We start from the raw sequence: 19958 nt of genomic DNA, 5'->3' as shown, positions 1-19958 counted from the left end.
CAGGCATGGCGGGCCGGCTGGTTCGGTGATGAGGTGCTGCCCGTCAACGGGCTGGGAAGCGACGAGGTCATGCGGCCGCAGTCGACGATGGAGATACTTTCCGGTTTGCCGCCGGTCTATCAGCAAGACGGCATGGTGACGGCCGGCAACACCTCGCCGGTGAGCGACGGGGCGAGCATAGTGACAGTGACTACGGCCGAGGCGGCCTCGGAATTGGGGTTGACGCCGCTCGTGCGGATCATCGGCTATTGTGAAGCGGGCTATCAGCCCGGGCTGATGGGCTACACGCCGATTCTGGCGATTCGTCGGCTATTGGATCGTTGCGGGCAGAACATTGGGGACATCGATTTGTTTGAGGTGAACGAAGCCTTCGCCAGCCAGGCCATAGTGGTGCGGCAGGAGCTTGGCATCGATCCGGGGATCTACAACATTTCCGGCGGCGCTTTGGCGCTGGGACATGCGCTGGGGTCTTCGGGCACGCGGATTCTGACGACGCTGATCCACAATCTGCGGCGCACCGGGGCGCGCACGGGCATCGCCGCGCTGTGCATCGGCGGCGGGCAGGCCATCGCGATGGAAGTCGAAAATCTGTGTGATCGCGAGAGCTCAGCGGATTCGGAAAGCACACGGTGTTCTGAAGATGCAGGAGATTCGAAAAACGCAAGGGATTCGAAAAACACAGTGGACGCTGGAAATACAATGGACCCGGAACATGCAGAGGATCCGGCATGACGAAATTCTATGAGTTGAGCACTGATGAGCGGCTGAGCCAGCTGATATCCGACAGGCAGCTGACCGCAGCGGATGCCGCGTTGCTGCGCCACGGCGGGCTGAACGCCGATATCGCCTCGCGAATGGTCGAGAACCATATCGGCGATTTTCCGGTGCCGTTGGGTCTCGCCGAGCATTTTCTCATCGATGGCGAGTGCTATCTCATTCCGATGGCCACCGAGGAGCCGTCGGTTATCGCGGCCGCAAGCAATGCGGCGCAGCGCATCGCCCGCAGCGGCGGATTCCGCACGAATTCGGTGCGCAGCGGCATCACCGCGCAGATCGTGTTTCGGAGCGGTTGGTCGGATGGCAGTGTCGATGCGGTTGGTACGGCTGGTGGCACTCATAGTGATGCTGGATTTGCAGGCGGCTCAGATGCCGGCAGTGACGCTTCTTCCTCGGTCATGCTTGCCGAGGCGAATGTGGCGGGAAACGCTGCCGGTTCATGTGCTGGCGTCGCCCCAGTGAGACTTGATTCCCCGAGGGCGACGTCGTGCCGTGCTGGAAAGGGCGATGGTCACGCTCAAGGCGCAGCTGGCGTTTGCCACATGAACAATAATCCGTGGGACGATTTTCTGCATGCGCATATCGCGCGAATCAGCGAGATAGCGCAGCAGGCTCATCCGACGCTGGCGAGCCATGGCGGAGGGCTGCGATCCGTGAGCGTGCGGCGAACGGGTGACATCGGCGCAGTTGAGCAGAGCGCGCCTGATAACGGCACGCTGAATCGTGCAGGAAGCTATGCGAGGAATGGTGCGAAAGCTGCCGCGGCGAACAGCATAAGAGCGTATGCAGGTGAGTTCATCGAATTCGATCTGCTTATTGATCCAGGTGCTGCGATGGGGGCGAACACCGTCAACACGATTGCGGAGGCGGTGTCGCGCTATCTTGCCGAGCAGCTGCACCAGTACGAGCTGCTGATGGCCATCCTGTCCAATTGCGCGCCGCAGCAGCGGGCGAAGGCGAGCGCATGCATCAACGCCGAGCTGCTGGCGACCAAGGATATGTCTGGAACCCGCGTGGCAGAGCGGATTGCGGCCGCGTCGCGGTTCGCGCAGGCGTCCGGGCTGAGGGCCGCCACGCACAACAAAGGCATCATGAACGGCATCAACGCGGTCGTGCTGGCGAGCGGCAATGACACGCGCAATGTGAATGCTGCCGCATATGCGGACTTGGACGATCGCCGTCGCACATGGACGCAGTGGCGCTTTGACGGCGCACAGCTGATCGGCGAGATCGATATGCCGATGCCTATCGGCTCCGTGGGCGGCGCGATTTCCACCCTGCCGACAGCAAAACTCGCCATGCGACTGTTGCGGCGGCCATCCGCTGAAGCGCTGATGGGCATCATTGCCAGCGTCGGTCTTGCTTCGAACTTATCGGCGATGCGAGCGCTGGTGACCCGGGGCATTCAGGCGGGGCATATGAACCTGCAACTGCAGAGTCTGGCTATGATGGCCGGCGCGCAGGGCGATGAGACTGAAAAACTGGTGCGCTGGCTTCGTGCGAACCCGAGCCGGGCGAGCTTTGCCGCCGCGCAGGAACAACTACGGCAGCTGCGCGATAGGCCGGCGTGACGGGCATCGTGGAACGGGCGATATATAGTGCCATGGTTTGCACCGGAGCGTGGCGCAATCGCAACCTGCCGCAGCGCGGCCAGAAACTACCTCAACAGGCTCGAGGGGTGTTCGCCGCCTGTGGGGCACCGCCTTGCGGTCAAGAGTGTTGCAAGCACGGCAGGCTTGTGTGCGATACGGTTGCTCTCCTCCGCTGCTGCGGTTCGAAAATCATCGGCTCGGCATCCAGCCAGACATTGAGGACAGCAACCAGGGAGCGCGCTCTGCCGAATTGAAACGATAGGAGATCTGCGCATCGAGCTGTTGCCGAAGAGATGAAATATTGGAGACCTGGGTCTTAGCGGCGTGGGCGCGCGGACATTGACGGATAATACGAACAAGATGGATACATAAGGAGCAGCATATGAAGGTCGGCATCGACAGGATTGGGTTTTCCGCGCCGAATCGCTATCTGGACTTGGTCGATCTGGCGCATGCCCGCGGCGTCGACCCGAACAAGTATCTCACCGGCATCGGCCAGCGCAAGATGGCCGTGCCGGCGCTCAGCCAAGACATTGTGGCATTGGGCGCCAATGCTGCCGAAGATGCGCTTTCCGATTGCGAAGATGCAGAAAAGGCGTCGATCGGCCTGCTGATCGTAGCGACCGAAAGCGGCGTGGACCAGTCCAAGGCATCGGCGCTGTTCGTGCACGAGTTGCTTGGCCTGCCAGATTCGATGCGCGCCATCGAAATCAAGGAAGCCTGCTACGGCGGCACGGCCGGCTTGCAGATCGCCGCGGATTTCGTGCGTGCTCATCCGGGCGCGGAGGCTTTGGTGATTGCGGCCGACATCGCCCGATACGGTCTGAACACTGGCGGCGAAGTGACGCAGGGCGCTGGCGCGGTGGCGATGCTGGTAGCCGAGAATCCGCATATCCTCGCGCTTGAGGAACGCTCGGTGGTGCGCAGCCGCAGCACCGACGACTTCTGGAGACCGAACTACTCCGCCGAAGCCTTCGCGAAGGGCAAGTACTCGGAGCAGGTGTATCTCGAAATGTTCGCCGAAGACTGGCGTGAAGCCGAGTCGCTTGGGCTGACGCAGGTGGGTGACTTGCAGGCGCTGCTCTTCCATATTCCCTTCTCGAAGATGGGCCGCAAAGGGCTGCGCTCGCTGGAATCCGTGATCCCCATAACGGATTACGAGCGGCTGAGGGCGCGGTTCGAGAAAGCGATCATATATGGTCAGGATGTGGGCAATCTGTACACTGCGTCGCTGTACTTGAGCCTGATCTCTTTGCTTGAGCAGGACGAGAGTCTGTACGAGGGCGATCGCATTGGGTTGTTCTCCTACGGTTCTGGCTCTGTGGCCGAGCTGTTCTTCGGCACGCTGCAAATCGGCTATCGTGATCGGCTGGATCGCACCAGCCATGAAGCGCTGCTTGCAACTCGCCAACGACTGAACATGAACGAATACGAGACGATTTTCAACGATTCGTTGGTTACTGACGGATCCCGGCAGGATATCGAAGACGGCGACACGACCGCGCCGCATGCCTTGGTCCGCATCGAAGGCCACGAACGCTGCTACAGATGAGGGGTGGCTGGGCATTTGCCTGCACCAGGGCGTGTGGTCAGCCACGATCGGCAGTTCATCCGCATGTATTAAGCAGATTGCAATGAGTCACGGCGCCGCAAACACGGTGATGCCAATTCGCCATAACCTATGAATGGCAGAATGCCGCCATTCATAGTGAGCTGAATTTCGAAGCTACTTGGCGGAGTGCCTAATAGACGAAAAAAGTGCCCAATAGATGATATCAGCGATGTTCCCACTTGGCCTGTTTTGTCAGACGGATAATGTCATACGCTATATGAATCGCAGCTGTTTGGAGCAATTGCCTGGTTGGGACCGTCGGAGTCGTGATAGCCTCACCTAACGATTTTCTGTTGTCTTTTCCCAGTAGGTGAGGAATAACCAATCGTGAGGCACCCGTATGAGGCACAATCAATCATGAGTCATCATCAAAGGCGGTAGCAGGAACCGCATGAATCCGCCTGACGGCGCAGGAACAGCGGCCTAGAAACGAGCAACATCGCTGGCAAAATATATCGCTTCCAATAGGTCCCAATATGATGGTTCCCTTCACAAGCGGTTGGCTTGTGAAGGGAACCATCATCCGTCGCATATGCGATTCAGCAGTTTATTTCCGCCGGCTCAGCGTTGCCTGGCGACTGTGACTCAGCGTTCGCCGCTGCGTTGCGCGCGGCGTTGACCATAGTGGCCACGGTCCGAATACGAGGCGTGGCGGCGATCGTCAGACGAATGACGGAAGTCGCGGGAACGACGGCCCGACTGGCCTTCGCGATTGTCGTAGAAATCGGCGTGGCTACGGCGTTTGTCGCTGCGGCCGTCGAAGGGCTTCGACCAATCGTCGTTGTCGGAAGCTGCCGAGCGGGAGTCGGCGTGATCATGGAAGTTCCTGCGCGAATCGAACTTGGCATCGTCGCGGAAGTTGCGGCGTCCGCCATGCGAATGCGAGCCATGATCGAAGTCCGAGTTGCGGCGTCCGCCGCGACGTTCGTCACGGTAATCGGAGCGGTCGGAGTGCTCCGAGCGCTCGCCTTCCGTGCTGTCGAAGCGATCTGCATGCTCGAAACGGTCCGAACGGTGGAAGTGACCGCCGCGATTGGAGCGCCTGCGATCAGAGCCGTCACGGTCGTCGCGCGAACCGTAGCCATGATGTCCGTAGCCGCCGCCTCGACGTGAATTGCGCGCACCGCGCGAATCACGGGAGTCGTGCGAAGACCGGCGATTGCGCCTCGTGAAGTCCTCCAGCGACCAGCCCTCGACCAGCGGCGCGGTTTCGCCGACCAGATCGAGCAGCGCGTCCGAATCCTCATCCACGCGCACGACATGGCCTTGGAGCCCGGCACGATGCAGCATCTGCATGGCGCGGCGCTTCTGCCTCGGCAGCACGAGCGTGACGACGTCGCCATCCTGACCGGCGCGCGCGGTGCGGCCGGAGCGGTGCAGGAAGGATTTGGGGTCTTGCGGCGGATCAAGCTGGGCGACCAGTTCCACGCCGCTGATGTCCATGCCTCGGGCGGCTACGTCGGTGGCGACCATCACACGCACCTCGTCAGAGCTGAAAGCCTTGAGATTGCGGTCCCGTTGCGACTGGGAAAGATTGCCGTGCAGCTCGGCGGTCGGGATGCCGCGTTCGATCAAGGACGCGGCGAGCTCCTCGGCCTGGATCTTGGTTTTGGTGAACAGGATGCGCTTGCCCATGCCGGAAGCCAGCTCGTTGATGATCTGCGGCTTCTCGGCGGCGCTCACCTGGAAGATGTGCTGGGTCATGGTCGAGACCTGCGCGGTGGCAGAATCGATCTCATGAACCTTCGGGTCGTTGAGGAAGCGACGTACGAGCGTGTCGACGCCGTGATCGAGCGTGGCGGAGAACAGCAGGCGCTGGCCGTCGGCCGGAGTCATGCCGAGCAGTTCGCTCACATCGGGCAGGAAGCCCATGTCGGCCATTTCATCGGCTTCGTCGAGCACGGTGATCGCGATGTCATCCAGCGTCAAACGACCTTGGTCGATGAGATCTTTGAGCCGGCCGGGGCAGGCCACGACGATATCCACGCCGCGGCGCAAGTCGCGGGTCTGCACGCTTTGACGCACGCCGCCATAGATGGTGGTCGTGGTCAGATTGCAATCGCTGGCCAGCGGTCGCAACACGTCGTTGATCTGGTTGGCGAGTTCGCGCGTCGGCGCCAGCACCAGGCCGCGCGGACGGTTGGGCTGGGCGCGGCCTTCAAGCCGGGCGAGCAGCGGGATCGCGTAAGCGAGCGTCTTGCCCGAGCCGGTGGCTCCACGGCCCAGAATGTCACGGCCCTGCAGCGAATCGGGGAGCGTTTCTGCCTGAATGGGGAATGCGGTGATCTTGCCGTCGCGGGCGAGACCTTTCACCAGCGGCATGGGCACGCCCAGCTCTTCAAAAGTCGGTGCGGAATCGTGTTGGGCCTCGTCAGCCGATGGCTGCGCAGGCGCAGCGTCCATGTCGGCGTGATCAATGGAATCCGCAGGAGCGTCGAGCACGGCGGAAGCGGTTGAAGCGGGTGTCATATCAGAATAAGACAACGGTTACCTTTCGGGATGTGAAGAAAGTATCTGCACAGGGCAGCGCCGGTTGGCACGCCTGATGAATCGCAAGTAAATGAGCCGAGTACCATATGGAATTTGCGATTCATTTCCTGCGGCTCGTATGCGGCCGGCCAATCGTCTATCCCGAAATACCTAAGCGTTTTTCAGCGACGCCGGGGTTCTTTCTTGTTCCTTGCCCCGGACTGATAGCCAACCATACACGAGGGGCGCTACTTTCAGTTCTGGCCGGCTCGGCTTTCGCCGTTGGCGGTCCCACGCGCCGCCACGATGCCCGCCGGCTTGGCCGGTGCCTTCCTTATACTTGGAAGACGATTGACGCGAGGCGTGCGGCTGCATGCAGCTGACAATGTTACGGTTCAATGGTTCGGCGATTCGAGATTCGGCACGGGACAGGTGCCGCTTCGCGCAGGCCGCCCACAATCGCCAATGTCTGCCGCGCCCGCGCCGGCAAACGTTACGCACACCGGAGGAAGCATGAACAAGGCCATCATCACCGTCGTCGGACATGACACGGTCGGTATTATCGCGCGCGTGTGCACCTATCTGGCGGGCCATCACGTGAACGTGCTGGATATCTCGCAGACCATTATCGACGGATTCTTCAACATGATGATGATCGTCGACTATTCCGCCTCCGACAAGGAATTCGGCGCGATCGTAGCCGATCTGAATTCGCTGGGCGACGAGATCGGCGTGCGCATCCGCTGCCAGCGCGAAGAGATCTTCACCAAGATGCACCGCGTCTGAAAGTTCGGGGAGACTCATAATGCTGAATATCATGGAGGTCCATGAGACCAACCAAATGATCGAGCAGGAGAAGCTCGACGTGCGCACAATCACCATGGGCATCTCGCTGCTCGACTGCGTGTGCGGCGACGTGGACCAGCTGTGCGCGAACATCTATCGCAAGATCACCACGACCGCCAGGGAGCTTGTGGCTACCGGCAAGGCCATCGAACGCGACTATGGCATACCGATCGTCAACAAGCGCATCACCGTCACGCCGATCTCGTTGGTCGGCGGCGGGGCATGCAGGACCCCAGAGGATTTCGTCGCCATCGCCCATGCGCTCGACAAGGCGGCACACGAAGTCGGCGTCGATCTGATCGGCGGATACAGCGCGCTGGTGTCCAAATCGATGACCAAAGCCGACGAACTGCTTATCCGCTCGCTGCCGCATGCGCTATCCGAGACCGGCATCGTGTGCTCGTCGGTGAACGTAGGTTCGACGAAAACCGGCATCGACATGGACGCGGTCGAGCTGCTCGGGCATATCGTCAAGGACATCGCTTACAGGACCCGTGACACGGACAGCTACGGCTGCGTGAAATTCGTCGTCTTCTGCAATGCGCCCGACGACAATCCCTTCATGGCCGGCGGCTTCCACGGGGTGACCGAGGGCGACGCGGTCATCAACGTCGGCGTATCGGGGCCGGGCGTGGTCTCGCGCTCTCTCGACGCAGCCCAGGGCAAGGGTTTCGAATTCCTGTGCGAGACGATCAAGCGCACCGCATTCAAGATCACCCGCGTCGGCCAGTTGGTTGCCCAAGAAGCGTCGCGCCGGCTCGGCGTACCGTTCGGCATCATTGACCTTTCTCTCGCGCCGACCCCGGCAGTGGGCGATTCCGTGGGCGAAGTACTCGAGAAAATCGGGCTCGCGCAGGTCGGCGGCCCCGGCACTACGGCGGCGCTAGCCATGCTCAACGATCAGGTCAAAAAGGGCGGCATCATGGCGTCGTCGTACGTCGGCGGGCTTTCTGGCGCCTTCATCCCGGTCTCCGAAGACAAGAACATGATCAACGCGGCGTCGGCGGGCTGCCTCACCATCGAGAAACTCGAGGCGATGACCTGCGTGTGCTCGGTCGGCCTCGATATGATCGCGATCCCTGGCGACACGCCGGACTCGACGATCTCCGGCATCATCGCCGACGAAGCCGCCATCGGCATGGTCAACCAGAAGACGACTGCAGTGCGGCTCATCCCGGTGTACGGCAAAGGTGTGGGCGACATGGCCAATTTCGGCGGGCTGATGGGCTACGCGCCGATCATGCCGGTCAACACCTCTTCGTGCGAACCTTTCGTGACCCGCGGCGGCCGGATTCCAGCGCCGATCCACAGTTTCAAGAACTGAGCTGTCGAACGCTTCAGGCAGCGCGGTGAGCGGTCACTGAAGCTGCAAAGGGAGATAACGCCGCATAGGGAAGGGTGTGAACTCGTTCAACTCGAAGGCTGGGATAGAGACGGATCCTCGGGCCGGCGTTGTTTTTTGACACGCTCCGGCCGTGGTTTTGTTGGGCGGTTTAGTTCCGGTTTGGCATGGGTTCGGCCGAGTATTGGCACGCCTTAGTGGGCGTGCCAGCGTCGCTGCTTGACAGCCCAGTGGACTGTCAAGCTTCACGCTCCGCCGGCAAACTGCAATTGCCTCCACGCCTCGTAGAGGGCGATGGATGCGCAGTTGGTCAGGTTGAGCGAGCGCAGGCTGGGCCGCATGGGCAGGCGCACCTGTTCGGCGACGTGCGGGCCGGTCATGATATCCATTGGGTCGGGGATGTCCCCGGGCTCGGGGCCGAAGAGCAGGATGTCCGAAGGCCTGTAGTCGACCTCGGTGTACAGCTTCGTGGCGTGGGCCGTGAAAGCGATGATGCGCGAATTCGGCATCGACTTGACCAAATCGTCGAAATCCGGGTGCAGCACTACATGGGCCATGTCGTGGTAGTCCAGTCCGGCGCGGCGCAGCTTGGTGTCGTGCAGATTGAAGCCCAGCGGCTCGACCAGGTGCAGGATGCTGCCGGTCACCGCACACAGCCTGATCGCGGAGCCGGTGTTGCCCGGGATGCGCGGCGAGTAATAGCACAGATGCGGAGTGACGGTTTCGGCCTCGCTGGCCTCATGCGCGCTCATCATCGCGTCGACCACGCTGATCGGATTGCCGTGCGCGTCGGTCACCAGCTCGTCCGGGCCGTAATTCGACCTGCGATACCCATACTCGTACATGCCGTCCATGTGTGACTCCGGATCGGCTGTTTGCCTTGCGGCCATATTGTCCTGTGTGCTTTTGCTCATGCCACCGTCCTGATGTTCTGTTTCCCTCGTGACGACGTTTTGGCTATGCGCGCATCGAATTGAGGCCGCAAACGTCATCCACCACGATGCATGAATGAGCTTAGAACGGCCCGTACCCGCCGGCGAAGCGGGCGCTGGTGTATCTGGCGCGGGGCACAATGGGGTCGTGCAGAATGCAAGGAAGAACGATGCGGGTGGCCGGCTTGGCGCGCCATATCATGCCGCGGCTGGGCGGCTTTCGGCCGGCCGGGGCGTGGCCGCTATGGCGTCAGTCGATGTGGTCGATTCCGGTCAGCAGCGCACCCAGAACGACCTGTTCGCGTGGTGGGATCAGAACGCGCGCGACCTGCCATGGCGATTCGGCAGAGCCACGCCGTGGGGCGTGCTTGTGTCTGAGGTCATGAGCCAGCAGACGCAGATGAGCCGGGTGGTGCCCTATTGGCTTGCGTGGATGGCGGTGTGGCCAGACGCAGCATCATTGGCTCATGCGGACACGGCCGAGGTGATCACCGCATGGGGCAGGCTCGGATACCCGCGTCGCGCGCTGCGATTGCAGGAATGCGCTCGCGTAGTCGCGCAGCGATACGGCAATGAGCTGCCGCACGCATATGAGGAACTGCTTGCACTGCCGGGGATAGGCGACTACACGGCCTCGGCAGTGATGAGCTTCGCCTTCGGCGGCCGCATCGCGGTGATCGACACGAATATCCGCAGGGTGCTCTCCCGCGTGTTCTTGGGGATTGAATCGCATGGCGGCGCCTCGACGAAGCCGGAACGCGAGTTGGCCGAACGCGTGCTGCCTAGGGATGTCAGGGCCAGCAAGACGTGGAACCAATCCGTCATGGAGCTTGGCGCCATCGTCTGCACGGCCAAGAATCCGCTGTGCGAACAATGCCCGCTGGCCGGCTCGTGCGCGTTCCTCGCCGCCGGGCGGCCAGGCTTGGGGGAGCGGCGCACCCGCCCCCGTCAGCGTTTCCAAGGCACGAACCGGCAGGTGCGCGGCTTGGTGCTCAACGCCTTGCGCAATCTCGGCGCCGAAGAACCACCTCAGAATACTGAGGACAAGGATGCCGGGGAACCGGGGAAAACGACAGGAAAGACGTCAGTGACAACGTTGTCTCGCGATCAGGTCGAGGCGCTGTGGAACGACCATGTGCAGCTTGACCTGTGTATCGCCTCGCTCGATGAAGACGGACTGATCGAGATCCTTCCCGATCGTTCGTTGCGGCTGCCGCAACGATTCAACGGCGCGGCGTCGCAATGAATATGGGGTGGTACGTATCCGACAGATATAAAGCGAGCGATTCGCGCCATGTACGATGTTCTAGTTGAGCAGTCGGTTTAGACTCGTGGATATGGCCAGCACACCGCATTCTCCCGACACGCGCAAATCCACTGTCACGCGCAGTGCATCCGCACGCAGCGCATCGGGCAGATCGGAGGGACGCAGACAAACCGGATCCGGTCAGCGCGGGCGTGCCGATCAACGCAAGCCCTCGGCGGCGTCTTCGTCGCAACGTGCAGACAGCGGCGTCCGTGGCGCGCGCGGCGCAAACGGCGTCCGCGCCAAGGCATCGACCAAGGCATCGCAACGCCGGAAGCCAAGCAGGCGGCTGCAGCGGATCTACCGTCGGCGCCGCATCGGCGTTGCGCTGGCGCTGGCTCTGGTGCTTGCGCTGGTTGCATTCTGCGTGTACAGCCTCGGCCGGGGCTTTTCCGCCGTTGCCGGAGTCATTCGCCACGACGACATCACAGCGCTTGCCCGACAGCCGATACCCAGCAGCGTCAAAGACTCGAGCGGCGTGCAGGATTGCACGGCCGAGGACGTGCGGCTGGAGTTGGGCGCGCAGTCGCAGACCGTGCCTGTGGCCGGTTCGCTTGAGTTCACGATGACGGTCGCCTACGACGGTACGAGCAGCTGCCTGATCGACGTGTCGAATGCTTCCCGGGTCCTGACCATCACCTCGGGCAGTGACACGATATGGAAATCGGATGTGTGTCCGGCCAAGCCGCATATGCTGCTCATGTCCAAAGGCGACAGACGCCTGGACACGCTGACTTGGAACACGGACGCCACGGGATCGACCTGCGCCGCAGACGCCAGCCTCCCCAAAGTCAGGCCAGGGACATATGTCGCCACGCTGAGCCTGAAAGGCGACGCCAAGGCGGTGAGCAAGCCGGTGACGGTGGCGGTTCGCTGACTGCGTATGGGCTGCGCGTACAAGCCCGGCATCAGAGCATAGTTCAATTCCGACACGCCGATTGCGCGGCTAATTGCACAACCGATCCCGGAGTGTTACTCTTTTACACTTACATGAAGCGTGTCATATAGCGGGCATGCCGATAAGCCAACGAAGCGCCCGCGAATCTTAAGCATATCGCGGCGAGCATATCGCGGTTTGCGTACGTATATGCGCCGGGCGACTCGCTGACTTCTGATTGCACAGATCGATCGAAACGATCGAAACGAACAAGCGAGCGATAAGGAACGTCCATTGGCTGCTCATCAAGCTATGACGAATACCACTACCATCAACGCACGCGCCGACGAGCATGACATTGCCCTTCATAAGGCATCGGACCGCGTGAACTTCGGTTCCATCAAGGAACCCATCGACGTGCCCTACCTCTTGGGCGTGCAGACCGACAGCTTCGATTGGCTGATCGGCAACGAGCGTTGGAAGAGGCGCGTCGAGGAGGACGAGGCCAACGGCACGAATACCGTGGCCCACACTTCCGGGCTCGATGAAGTCTTCCAGGAGATCTCCCCAATTGAGAACTTCGCCCAGACCATGAGCCTTACCTTCTCCGACCCCTACTTCGAGGAGCCTCGCCACACGGTCCAGGAGTGCAAAGAAAAGGACTACACCTATTCCGCGCCGCTCTACGTCAACGCCGAGTTCGAAAACGGCGACACCGGCGAAATCAAGAGCCAAACCGTCTTCATGGGCGACTTCCCGCTGCAGACCCCGCACGGCACGTTCATCATCGGTGGCACCGAGCGCGTCATCGTCTCGCAGCTCGTGCGCTCCCCGGGCGTCTACTTCGACCGTTCGCGTGACCGCACCTCCGACAAGGAGGTCTTCGGTGCGAAGATTATCCCGAGCCGCGGAGCATGGCTCGAATTCGAGATCGACAAGCGCGATGTGCTCGGCGTGCGCGTGGACCGCAGGCGCAAGCAATCGGCCATCGTGTTCCTGATGGCCATCGGCATGACCAAGGCCGAGATCGCCGCATCCTTCAAGGACTATCCGCTGGTCATGGACGCCCTCGAAAAGGAAACGATCGAAACCCAGGACGATGCTCTGACCGATCTGTACCGCAAGATCCGTCCTGCGGACACCCCGACCCCCGAGGCCGGACGCAACCTGCTGGACTCCTTCTACTTCAACACCAAGCGCTACGATCTGGCGCGGGTGGGCCGCTACAAGATCGACCGCAAGCTCGGCTTGGAAACTGACATCAACGACCGTAGCCTGAGCGCGGACGACATCATCGCGACGATCAAATACCTCGTCTCCCTGCACGCCGGCGACAAGACATTCCCCGGCAGGCGCGATGGCGAGGACGTGCAGCTGCGCGTCGACGTGGACGATATCGATCACTTCGGCAATCGCCGCATCCGCCAGGTCGGCGAGCTGATCCAGAACCAGCTGCGCACGGGCCTGAGCCGTATGGAGCGTGTCGTGCGCGAACGCATGACCACGCAGGATGCCGAGGCCATCACCCCGCAGTCGCTGATCAACATCCGCCCGGTGAACGCCACGATCAAGGAGTTCTTCGGCACTTCGCAGCTGAGCCAGTTCATGGACCAGAACAATCCGCTCTCCGGCGTGACCAACAAGCGCCGTCTTTCGGCGCTGGGTCCCGGCGGGCTGTCACGCGACCGCGCCTCGATGGAAGTGCGCGATGTACACCCCAGCCACTTCGGCCGCATGTGCCCGATCGAATCTCCTGAAGGTCCGAACATCGGCCTGATCGGCTCGCTAGCCACCTTCGGACGCGTCAATCCCTTCGGCTTCATCGAGACCCCGTACCGCAAGGTCGAAGACGGCCACGTCACCAATGACGTCGTCTACATGACCGCCGACCAGGAGGCTGAGCACGTCATCGCGCAGGCCAACCAGGAGATCGATGACAAGGGCGATTTCGTGGCGAAGACCGCGCTGGTTCGTGATGCCGCAGGCGAAGCCGAGGATGTCCCGATCGACATGGTCGATTACATGGATGTCTCCCCGCGCCAAATGGTATCGGTCGGCGCTTCGCTCATCCCCTTCCTCGAGCACGACGAAGGCCACCGCGCGCTGATGGGCACCAACATGCAGCGTCAGGCCGTGCCGCTGGTCAAATCCGAGCGACCGCTCGTGGGCACCGGCTCCGAATGGCGCGCCGCCTACGATTCCGGCGATACCGTGCAGGCCGAGAAGCCGGGCGTGGCCACCTACGTTTCCGCCGATATCATCCGCGTGATGAACGACGACGGCACGCAGTCCAGCTACAAGCTGGCCAAGTTCCAGCGCTCCAACCAGACCACTTGCTACAACCAGGTGCCGCTGATCAAGGATGGCGAGCGCGTGGAGGCCGGCACGGTGCTGGCCGATGGTCCTGCCACCGAAAAGGGCGAAATGGCGCTGGGCAAGAACCTGCTCGTCGCCTTTATGCCTTGGAACGGCTACAACTATGAGGATGCCGTGATCATCTCGCAGCGCCTCGTGCAGGACGACACGCTGAGCTCCATCCACATCGAGGAATACGAAATCGATGCGCGCGAAACCAAGTTGGGCGCCGAAGAGATCACCCGCGACCTGCCGAATGTCGGCGAGGACGCAGTGGCGAATCTCGATGAGCGCGGCATCATCCGCATCGGCGCCGAAGTCGAGGCCGGCGACATTCTCGTCGGCAAGGTCACGCCGAAGGGCGAGACCGAGCTGACCCCGGAGGAGCGCCTGCTGCGTGCGATCTTCGGCGAGAAGAGCCGCGAAGTGCGCGATACCTCGCTGCGCGTGCCCCACGGCGAAACAGGCACTGTTATCTCGGTCAAAGAGGTCACGCGCGAGGACGCCGAAGAAGACGGCGACGAGCTGCCCAACGGCGTCAACCAGATGATCCGCGTCTACATCGCCCAGCACCGCAAGATCACGGTGGGCGACAAGCTCTCCGGTCGCCACGGCAACAAGGGCTGCATCTCGCGCATCCTGCCCGAAGAGGATATGCCGTTCCTCGAGGACGGTACCCCGATCGACATCATGCTCAACCCCTTGGGCGTGCCGAGCCGTATGAACCTGGGCCAGGTGCTCGAACTGCACTTGGGCTGGATCGCCCATGCCGGCTGGGACATCACGCTCGACCCGGATATGGAAGCCGAGTGGAAAAAATACGTGCCCAAGGGCGCCGAAAAGGGAGAACCGGGCACTCCGGTCGCCACTCCGGTGTTCGACGGCGTGCGCCCCGATACGCTGCGCGGGCTGCTGTCGACCACGCTGTCCGATCGCGACGGCGACCGGCTCGTGCGCGACAGCGGCAAGGCGGTGCTCTTTGACGGCCGCACCGGCGAGCCCTTCCCCAAGCCGATCTCGGTTGGCTACATGTACATGCTCAAGCTGCACCACTTGGTCGACGACAAGATCCATGCCCGCTCGACCGGCCCGTATTCGATGATCACCCAACAGCCGTTGGGAGGCAAGGCCCAATTCGGCGGCCAGCGCTTCGGCGAGATGGAGGTGTGGGCTTTGGAGGCCTACGGCGCCGCCTACACGCTGCACGAAATGATGACCATCAAGTCCGATGACGTCGACGGCCGCGTGCGAGCTTACGGCTCCATCGTCAAGGGCGAGAACCTGCCGCCGGCAGGCGTCCCGGAGTCCTTCAAGGTGTTGTTGAAAGAGATGCAGTCCCTCTCGCTCAACGTCGAAGTGCTCAACGCCGAAGGCGTGGCGATCGACATGAGCGACGAGGACGACGACGATGCGATGTCGGCTTCCGAAGACCTCGGCTTCAACATCGGCGCCAGGCCCGACGCCTCCGCCAAGGAGGAGCAGGCCGCACCGGAGCCCGAATACCGCTGATGACCTACCACGTCGTGCATTCCCCGCGCGTATGCCTTGCGGCCTGCAAGGCGGGGACGGCGACAAAGGGCCGGCCGCAAGGTGTGCAGGCAGCCGGCCATGCGGGTCATGGCGAGACGCAATCACGGTAATCGCAAACAGCGCAAGCCATGAACATAGGCAACGCAGTACTAGACAACGCAGATTTATAAACGCGCATATTGGTAAACGCGCAGTATTGATAAACGTATAGACAGGACAGAAGAGTGCTGGACGTCAACGCATTTGACAAACTGAGGATCGGCCTGGCCACCACCGAGGACATCCACAACTGGAGTTACGGCGAGGTCAAGAAGCCTGAAACCATCAACTATCGTACTTTGAAGCCGGAGAAGGACGGCCTGTTCGGCGAGCAGATCTTCGGACCGACCCGCGACTGGGAGTGCGCGTGCGGCAAATACAAGCGCGTGCGTTTCAAAGGCATCGTGTGCGAACGCTGCGGTGTGGAGGTCACCCGCTCCAGCGTGCGCCGCGACCGAATGGGCCACATCGAGCTGGCCGCACCGGTTACGCACATCTGGTTCTTCAAGGGCGTGCCGAGCCGGCTCGGCTATCTGCTCGACATCGCGCCGAAGGACCTGGAGAAGGTCATCTACTTCGCCGCCTACATGGTCACCTCGGTCGACGAGGATCAGCGCCATCAGGATCTGCCCGACCTACAGGACGAGTTCGACACGGAGATCGCGAACCTGCTCAAGCGCCGCGACACCGAGATCGAAACCCGCGCTCAGAAGGTCGAATCCGATCTGGCGGCGCTCGAGGCCGACGGCGACGTCAAGGGCAGCGCCAAATCCAAGTTGCGCAACGGCGCAGAGCGTGACATGGCGGCCATCCGCCAGCGCTACGACGAGCAGGTGCAGCGTCTGAACGCCGTCTTCGACCGCTTCAAGTCCCTGAAAGCCGGGGATATGGAGGGCGACGTCGATCTGTGGCGCGAGATGGAGGATCGCTATGGCGACTACTTCGAAGGCTGCATGGGCGCCGAGGCGATCAAGAAGCGCCTGCAGGACTTCGATCTGGAAGCCGCTTCCAAGGAGCTGCGCGAAGAGATCGACACCGGCTCCGGCCAGCGCAAGGCCCGCGCCCTCAAGCGCCTGAAGGTCGTCAATGCCTTCCTGACCACGGGCAACAAGCCCGAGGCCATGGTGCTCGACGCCATTCCGGTCATCCCACCCGAGCTGCGACCGATGGTGCAGCTGGACGGCGGCCGCTTCGCGACCTCGGATCTCAACGACCTGTACCGTCGCGTCATCAACCGCAACAACCGGTTGAAGCGCCTCATCGAGCTTGGCGCGCCTGAGATCATGCTCAACAACGAGAAGCGCATGCTCCAGGAGGCCGTCGACTCGCTGTTCGACAACGGCCGCCGAGGCCGCCCGGTCACCGGCGCTTCGAACCGCCCGCTCAAGTCCCTGTCCGATATGCTCAAGGGCAAGCAGGGCCGCTTCCGCCAGAACCTGCTGGGCAAGCGCGTGGATTACTCCGGCCGTTCCGTGATCGTGGTCGGCCCGGGCCTGCGCATGCATCAGTGCGGCCTGCCCAAGCCGATGGCGCTCGAGCTGTTCAAGCCCTTCGTCATCAAGCGGCTTGTGGATCTCAACTACGCGCAGAACATGAAGAGCGCGAAGCGGCTGGTCGATCGCGGCGACGCCGAGGTGTGGGGCGTGCTCGAAGAGGTCATCTCCGAGCATCCCGTGCTGCTCAACCGCGCGCCTACGCTGCACCGTTTGGGAATTCAGGCTTTCGAGCCGATTCTGGTCGAAGGCAAGGCCATCCACCTGCCGCCGCTGGCTTGCGCCGCGTTCAACGCCGACTTTGATGGCGACCAGATGGCAGTCCATCTGCCGCTGAGCGTCGAGGCGCAGGCCGAAGCCCGCTCGCTGATGATGGCGTCCGACAATATCCTGAAGCCCGCCGATGGCCACACCGTGACCATGCCGTCGCAGGATATGATCCTGGGCCTGTATTACCTGTCTACCGTGGTGGACGGCGCCAAGGGCCAGGGCCGCGTGTTCTCCTCGCTTGAGGAAGCCGCCATGGCCGTGGACCGCCACGACATCGACACGCAGGCCAAGGTGCTCATCCGCCTGCCGAAGGACTTCGTGCTGCCGACGAACTGGGAGCCGGGCGACTTCGCGGCCGTCGACCCCGAGCCGGGCAGCCCGGACGAGGTCAAGGAGGAGCGCTTCAAGGACGGTTCCGTGCTGTTCGCTACCTCCTACGGCCGGATCCTGTTCAACGAGACCTTGCCGACCGACTACCCGTTCGTCAACGAGCAGGTGGCCAAGGGCAAGCTCTCCAAGATCGTCGACGACATCGCGACGCGCTATCCCACGGCCCAAGTGGCCGCGACCCTCGATGCGCTCAAGGACCTGGGCTTCACCCGGGCCCCGTGGTCGGGCGTCACCATGTCCTTCTCCGATATCGTCGAGCCTCCTGAAGGCAACGCGATCATCAAGGATTACGAGAACCAGGCCGACAAGGTCAATTCGCAGTATGACATGGGCCTGCTTACCGAAGAGGAGCGACGTCAGGAGCTGATCAACCTGTGGACCGAATGCACCGACAAGGTCGCTGACGCCATGCGCGACAACTTCCACGATGACAACAACGTGAACATCATGGTGCAGTCCGGGGCGCGCGGCAACTGGATGCAGATCCGCCAGATCGCCGGCATGCGAGGCCTTGTGGCCAACCCGAAGGGCGAGATCATCCCCCGCCCGGTCAAGTCGAACTACCGCGAAGGCCTGTCCGTGCTCGAGTACTTCATCTCGCAGCACGGCGCCCGCAAGGGCTTGGCTGATACGGCGCTTCGTACCGCCGAATCGGGCTATCTGACCCGTCGCCTCGTCGACGTGGCCCAGGAGGTCATCGTGCGCGAAGAGGATTGCGGCACCAAGCGCGGGCTAATGATGAAAGTCGCCGAACGCGATGAGAGCGGCAATCTCGTGCTCGTCAAGGCGGCTGACGGCGGTCCTTACTCGCGTCTGCTCGCTTCCGACGTGATCGATCCCGCCGACGGCAAAACCGCGCTGTACAAGGCCGGCGACGCGCTCTCGATGGACGTGTTGCGCGATCTCGTGGCGCATGGCGTCGAAGAGGTCAAGGCGCGTTCGGTGCTCACCTGCGAATCCAAGCGCGGCGTGTGCGCCAAATGCTACGGTTGGTCGCTGGCCACCAACACGCTGGTGGATGTCGGCGAGGCCGTCGGCATCGTCGCGGCGCAGTCCATCGGCGAGCCCGGCACGCAGCTGACCCTGCGTTCCTTCCACTCCGGCGGCGTGGCCTCGGCTTCCGATATCACCCAAGGCCTTCCTCGTGTCACCGAGCTGTTCGAGGCACGCACGCCTAAGGGCGAGGCGCCGATCGTCGAGTTCCCGGGCACAGTCAAGGTCGAGGACACCGACCGCGGCCGTCAGGTCACGCTGACCCCGGACGATTCAGGGGTCGAGCCGATCACGTACCCGGTGACCCGGCGCGCGCCGATGCTGGTGAAGGACGGCGAGCATGTGGAATCCGGTACGCAGCTGATCGAAGGCTCCGTGGATCCCAAGAAGATCCTGCGCATCCTCGGGCCTCGTGCGGCTCAGGTCAACATCGTGGAAGAGGTGCACAACGTGTACCGCTCCCAAGGCGTGGACATCCATGACAAGCACATCGAGGTCATCGTGCACCAGATGCTGCGCCGCGTCACTGTCATCGACTCCGGCGATACCGCGTTGCTGCCCGGAGAGCTCGTCGACCAAGCGCGCTTCCGCGAGGCCAATATCGCCGCGGTGAAGAATGGCGGCAAGCCCGCCGTCGGCCGCCCCGAGCTCATGGGCATCACGAAGGCCTCGCTGGCCACCGACTCGTGGCTGTCCGCCGCCTCCTTCCAGGAGACGACGCGCGTGCTCACCGAAGCCGCGCTGGGACAGCGGGAGGACGAGCTCAAGGGCCTCAAGGAGAATGTCATCATTGGCAAGCTCATCCCGGCCGGCACTGGCTTGGCCCGCTACCGCAATGCGACAGTGGAGCCCGACAAGGCCATCCGAGACACCATCTACCCGAACTTCGGGCTGGGTGGCGACGACTTGGGCGGGGCGCTTCCCGACGCCGACACCGGCGATGTGGACTTCTCCAACATCGACTTCGGCGATTTGAAGCTCGGCGACGACTTCAACCCGGACGACTTCCTCAACGATCAAGGCGGCCAGGGCGACTTGGATATGTAGGATACGCTGCGGTCCACGAAACCTGAGTTGACACGAAGCATCAGGTAATGGCGAGTGCCGTGGCGGCATGCGTGTGAGGCGCATGCCG

Annotated in this window: 11 protein-coding genes; 9 read left to right on the top strand and 2 right to left on the bottom strand. The window is 62.3% G+C overall.

From position 1 onward, the window contains the following. The 3 genes from LKG04_RS07745 to LKG04_RS07735 all read left to right on the top strand — a co-directional run. Positions 1–732: thiolase family protein (locus LKG04_RS07745; RefSeq protein WP_291763657.1), on the top strand; the 732-nt coding region annotated here is incomplete at its 5' end. Next, a complete protein-coding gene (locus tag LKG04_RS07740) occupies positions 729–2348 on the top strand; it encodes a hypothetical protein (RefSeq protein WP_291759516.1) in 1620 nt (539 codons plus the stop codon). The genes LKG04_RS07745 and LKG04_RS07740, both read left to right, overlap by 4 nt. Before the next feature lie 403 nt (positions 2349–2751). Then, a complete protein-coding gene (locus LKG04_RS07735; RefSeq protein WP_291759513.1) occupies positions 2752–3921 on the top strand; it encodes a hydroxymethylglutaryl-CoA synthase in 1170 nt (389 codons plus the stop codon). A 645-nt stretch (positions 3922–4566) separates the two neighbouring features. Here LKG04_RS07735 and LKG04_RS07730 read toward each other — a convergent pair. Then, positions 4567–6465, bottom strand: coding sequence for a DEAD/DEAH box helicase (locus LKG04_RS07730; protein WP_291763655.1), 1899 nt, complete (start codon positions 6463–6465; stop codon positions 4567–4569). Positions 6466–6963: 498 nt separating this feature from the next. Between LKG04_RS07730 and LKG04_RS07725 the strand changes: the two genes are divergently transcribed. Beyond that, entirely contained in the window at positions 6964–7236 is a 273-nt protein-coding gene (locus LKG04_RS07725) for an ACT domain-containing protein (protein WP_291759507.1), read from the top strand. 19 nt (positions 7237–7255) lie between these two features. Next, entirely contained in the window at positions 7256–8620 is a 1365-nt protein-coding gene (locus LKG04_RS07720; RefSeq protein ID WP_291759505.1) for a PFL family protein, read from the top strand. Between the two features lie 263 nt (positions 8621–8883). On the opposite strand, the gene LKG04_RS07715 is transcribed toward LKG04_RS07720, so the two are convergent. Beyond that, positions 8884–9528, bottom strand: a complete 645-nt coding sequence (locus LKG04_RS07715; RefSeq protein ID WP_291759895.1) for a tRNA (cytidine(34)-2'-O)-methyltransferase — start codon at positions 9526–9528, stop codon at positions 8884–8886. A gap of 286 nt (positions 9529–9814) precedes the next feature. Between LKG04_RS07715 and LKG04_RS07710 the strand changes: the two genes are divergently transcribed. From LKG04_RS07710 to LKG04_RS07695, 4 genes are all read left to right on the top strand, one after another. Continuing rightward, positions 9815–10816, top strand: a complete 1002-nt coding sequence (locus LKG04_RS07710) for an A/G-specific adenine glycosylase (protein ID WP_291759892.1) — start codon at positions 9815–9817, stop codon at positions 10814–10816. Between the two features lie 91 nt (positions 10817–10907). Then, entirely contained in the window at positions 10908–11753 is an 846-nt protein-coding gene (locus LKG04_RS07705; protein ID WP_291759502.1) for a hypothetical protein, read from the top strand. A gap of 312 nt (positions 11754–12065) precedes the next feature. Further along, positions 12066–15617: a DNA-directed RNA polymerase subunit beta gene (gene rpoB, locus LKG04_RS07700; RefSeq protein ID WP_291759500.1), complete on the top strand. Its 3552-nt coding sequence runs from the start codon at positions 12066–12068 to the stop codon at positions 15615–15617. Positions 15618–15862: 245 nt separating this feature from the next. Continuing rightward, positions 15863–19870: a DNA-directed RNA polymerase subunit beta' gene (locus LKG04_RS07695; protein WP_291759497.1), complete on the top strand. Its 4008-nt coding sequence runs from the start codon at positions 15863–15865 to the stop codon at positions 19868–19870. Positions 19871–19958: the final 88 nt, after the last annotated feature.

Origin of the sequence: Bifidobacterium sp. (assembly GCF_022640935.1) — a bacterium.
Lineage (GTDB): Bacteria > Actinomycetota > Actinomycetes > Actinomycetales > Bifidobacteriaceae > Bifidobacterium.
This window is presented reverse-complemented; position numbering and strand designations above follow the sequence as displayed.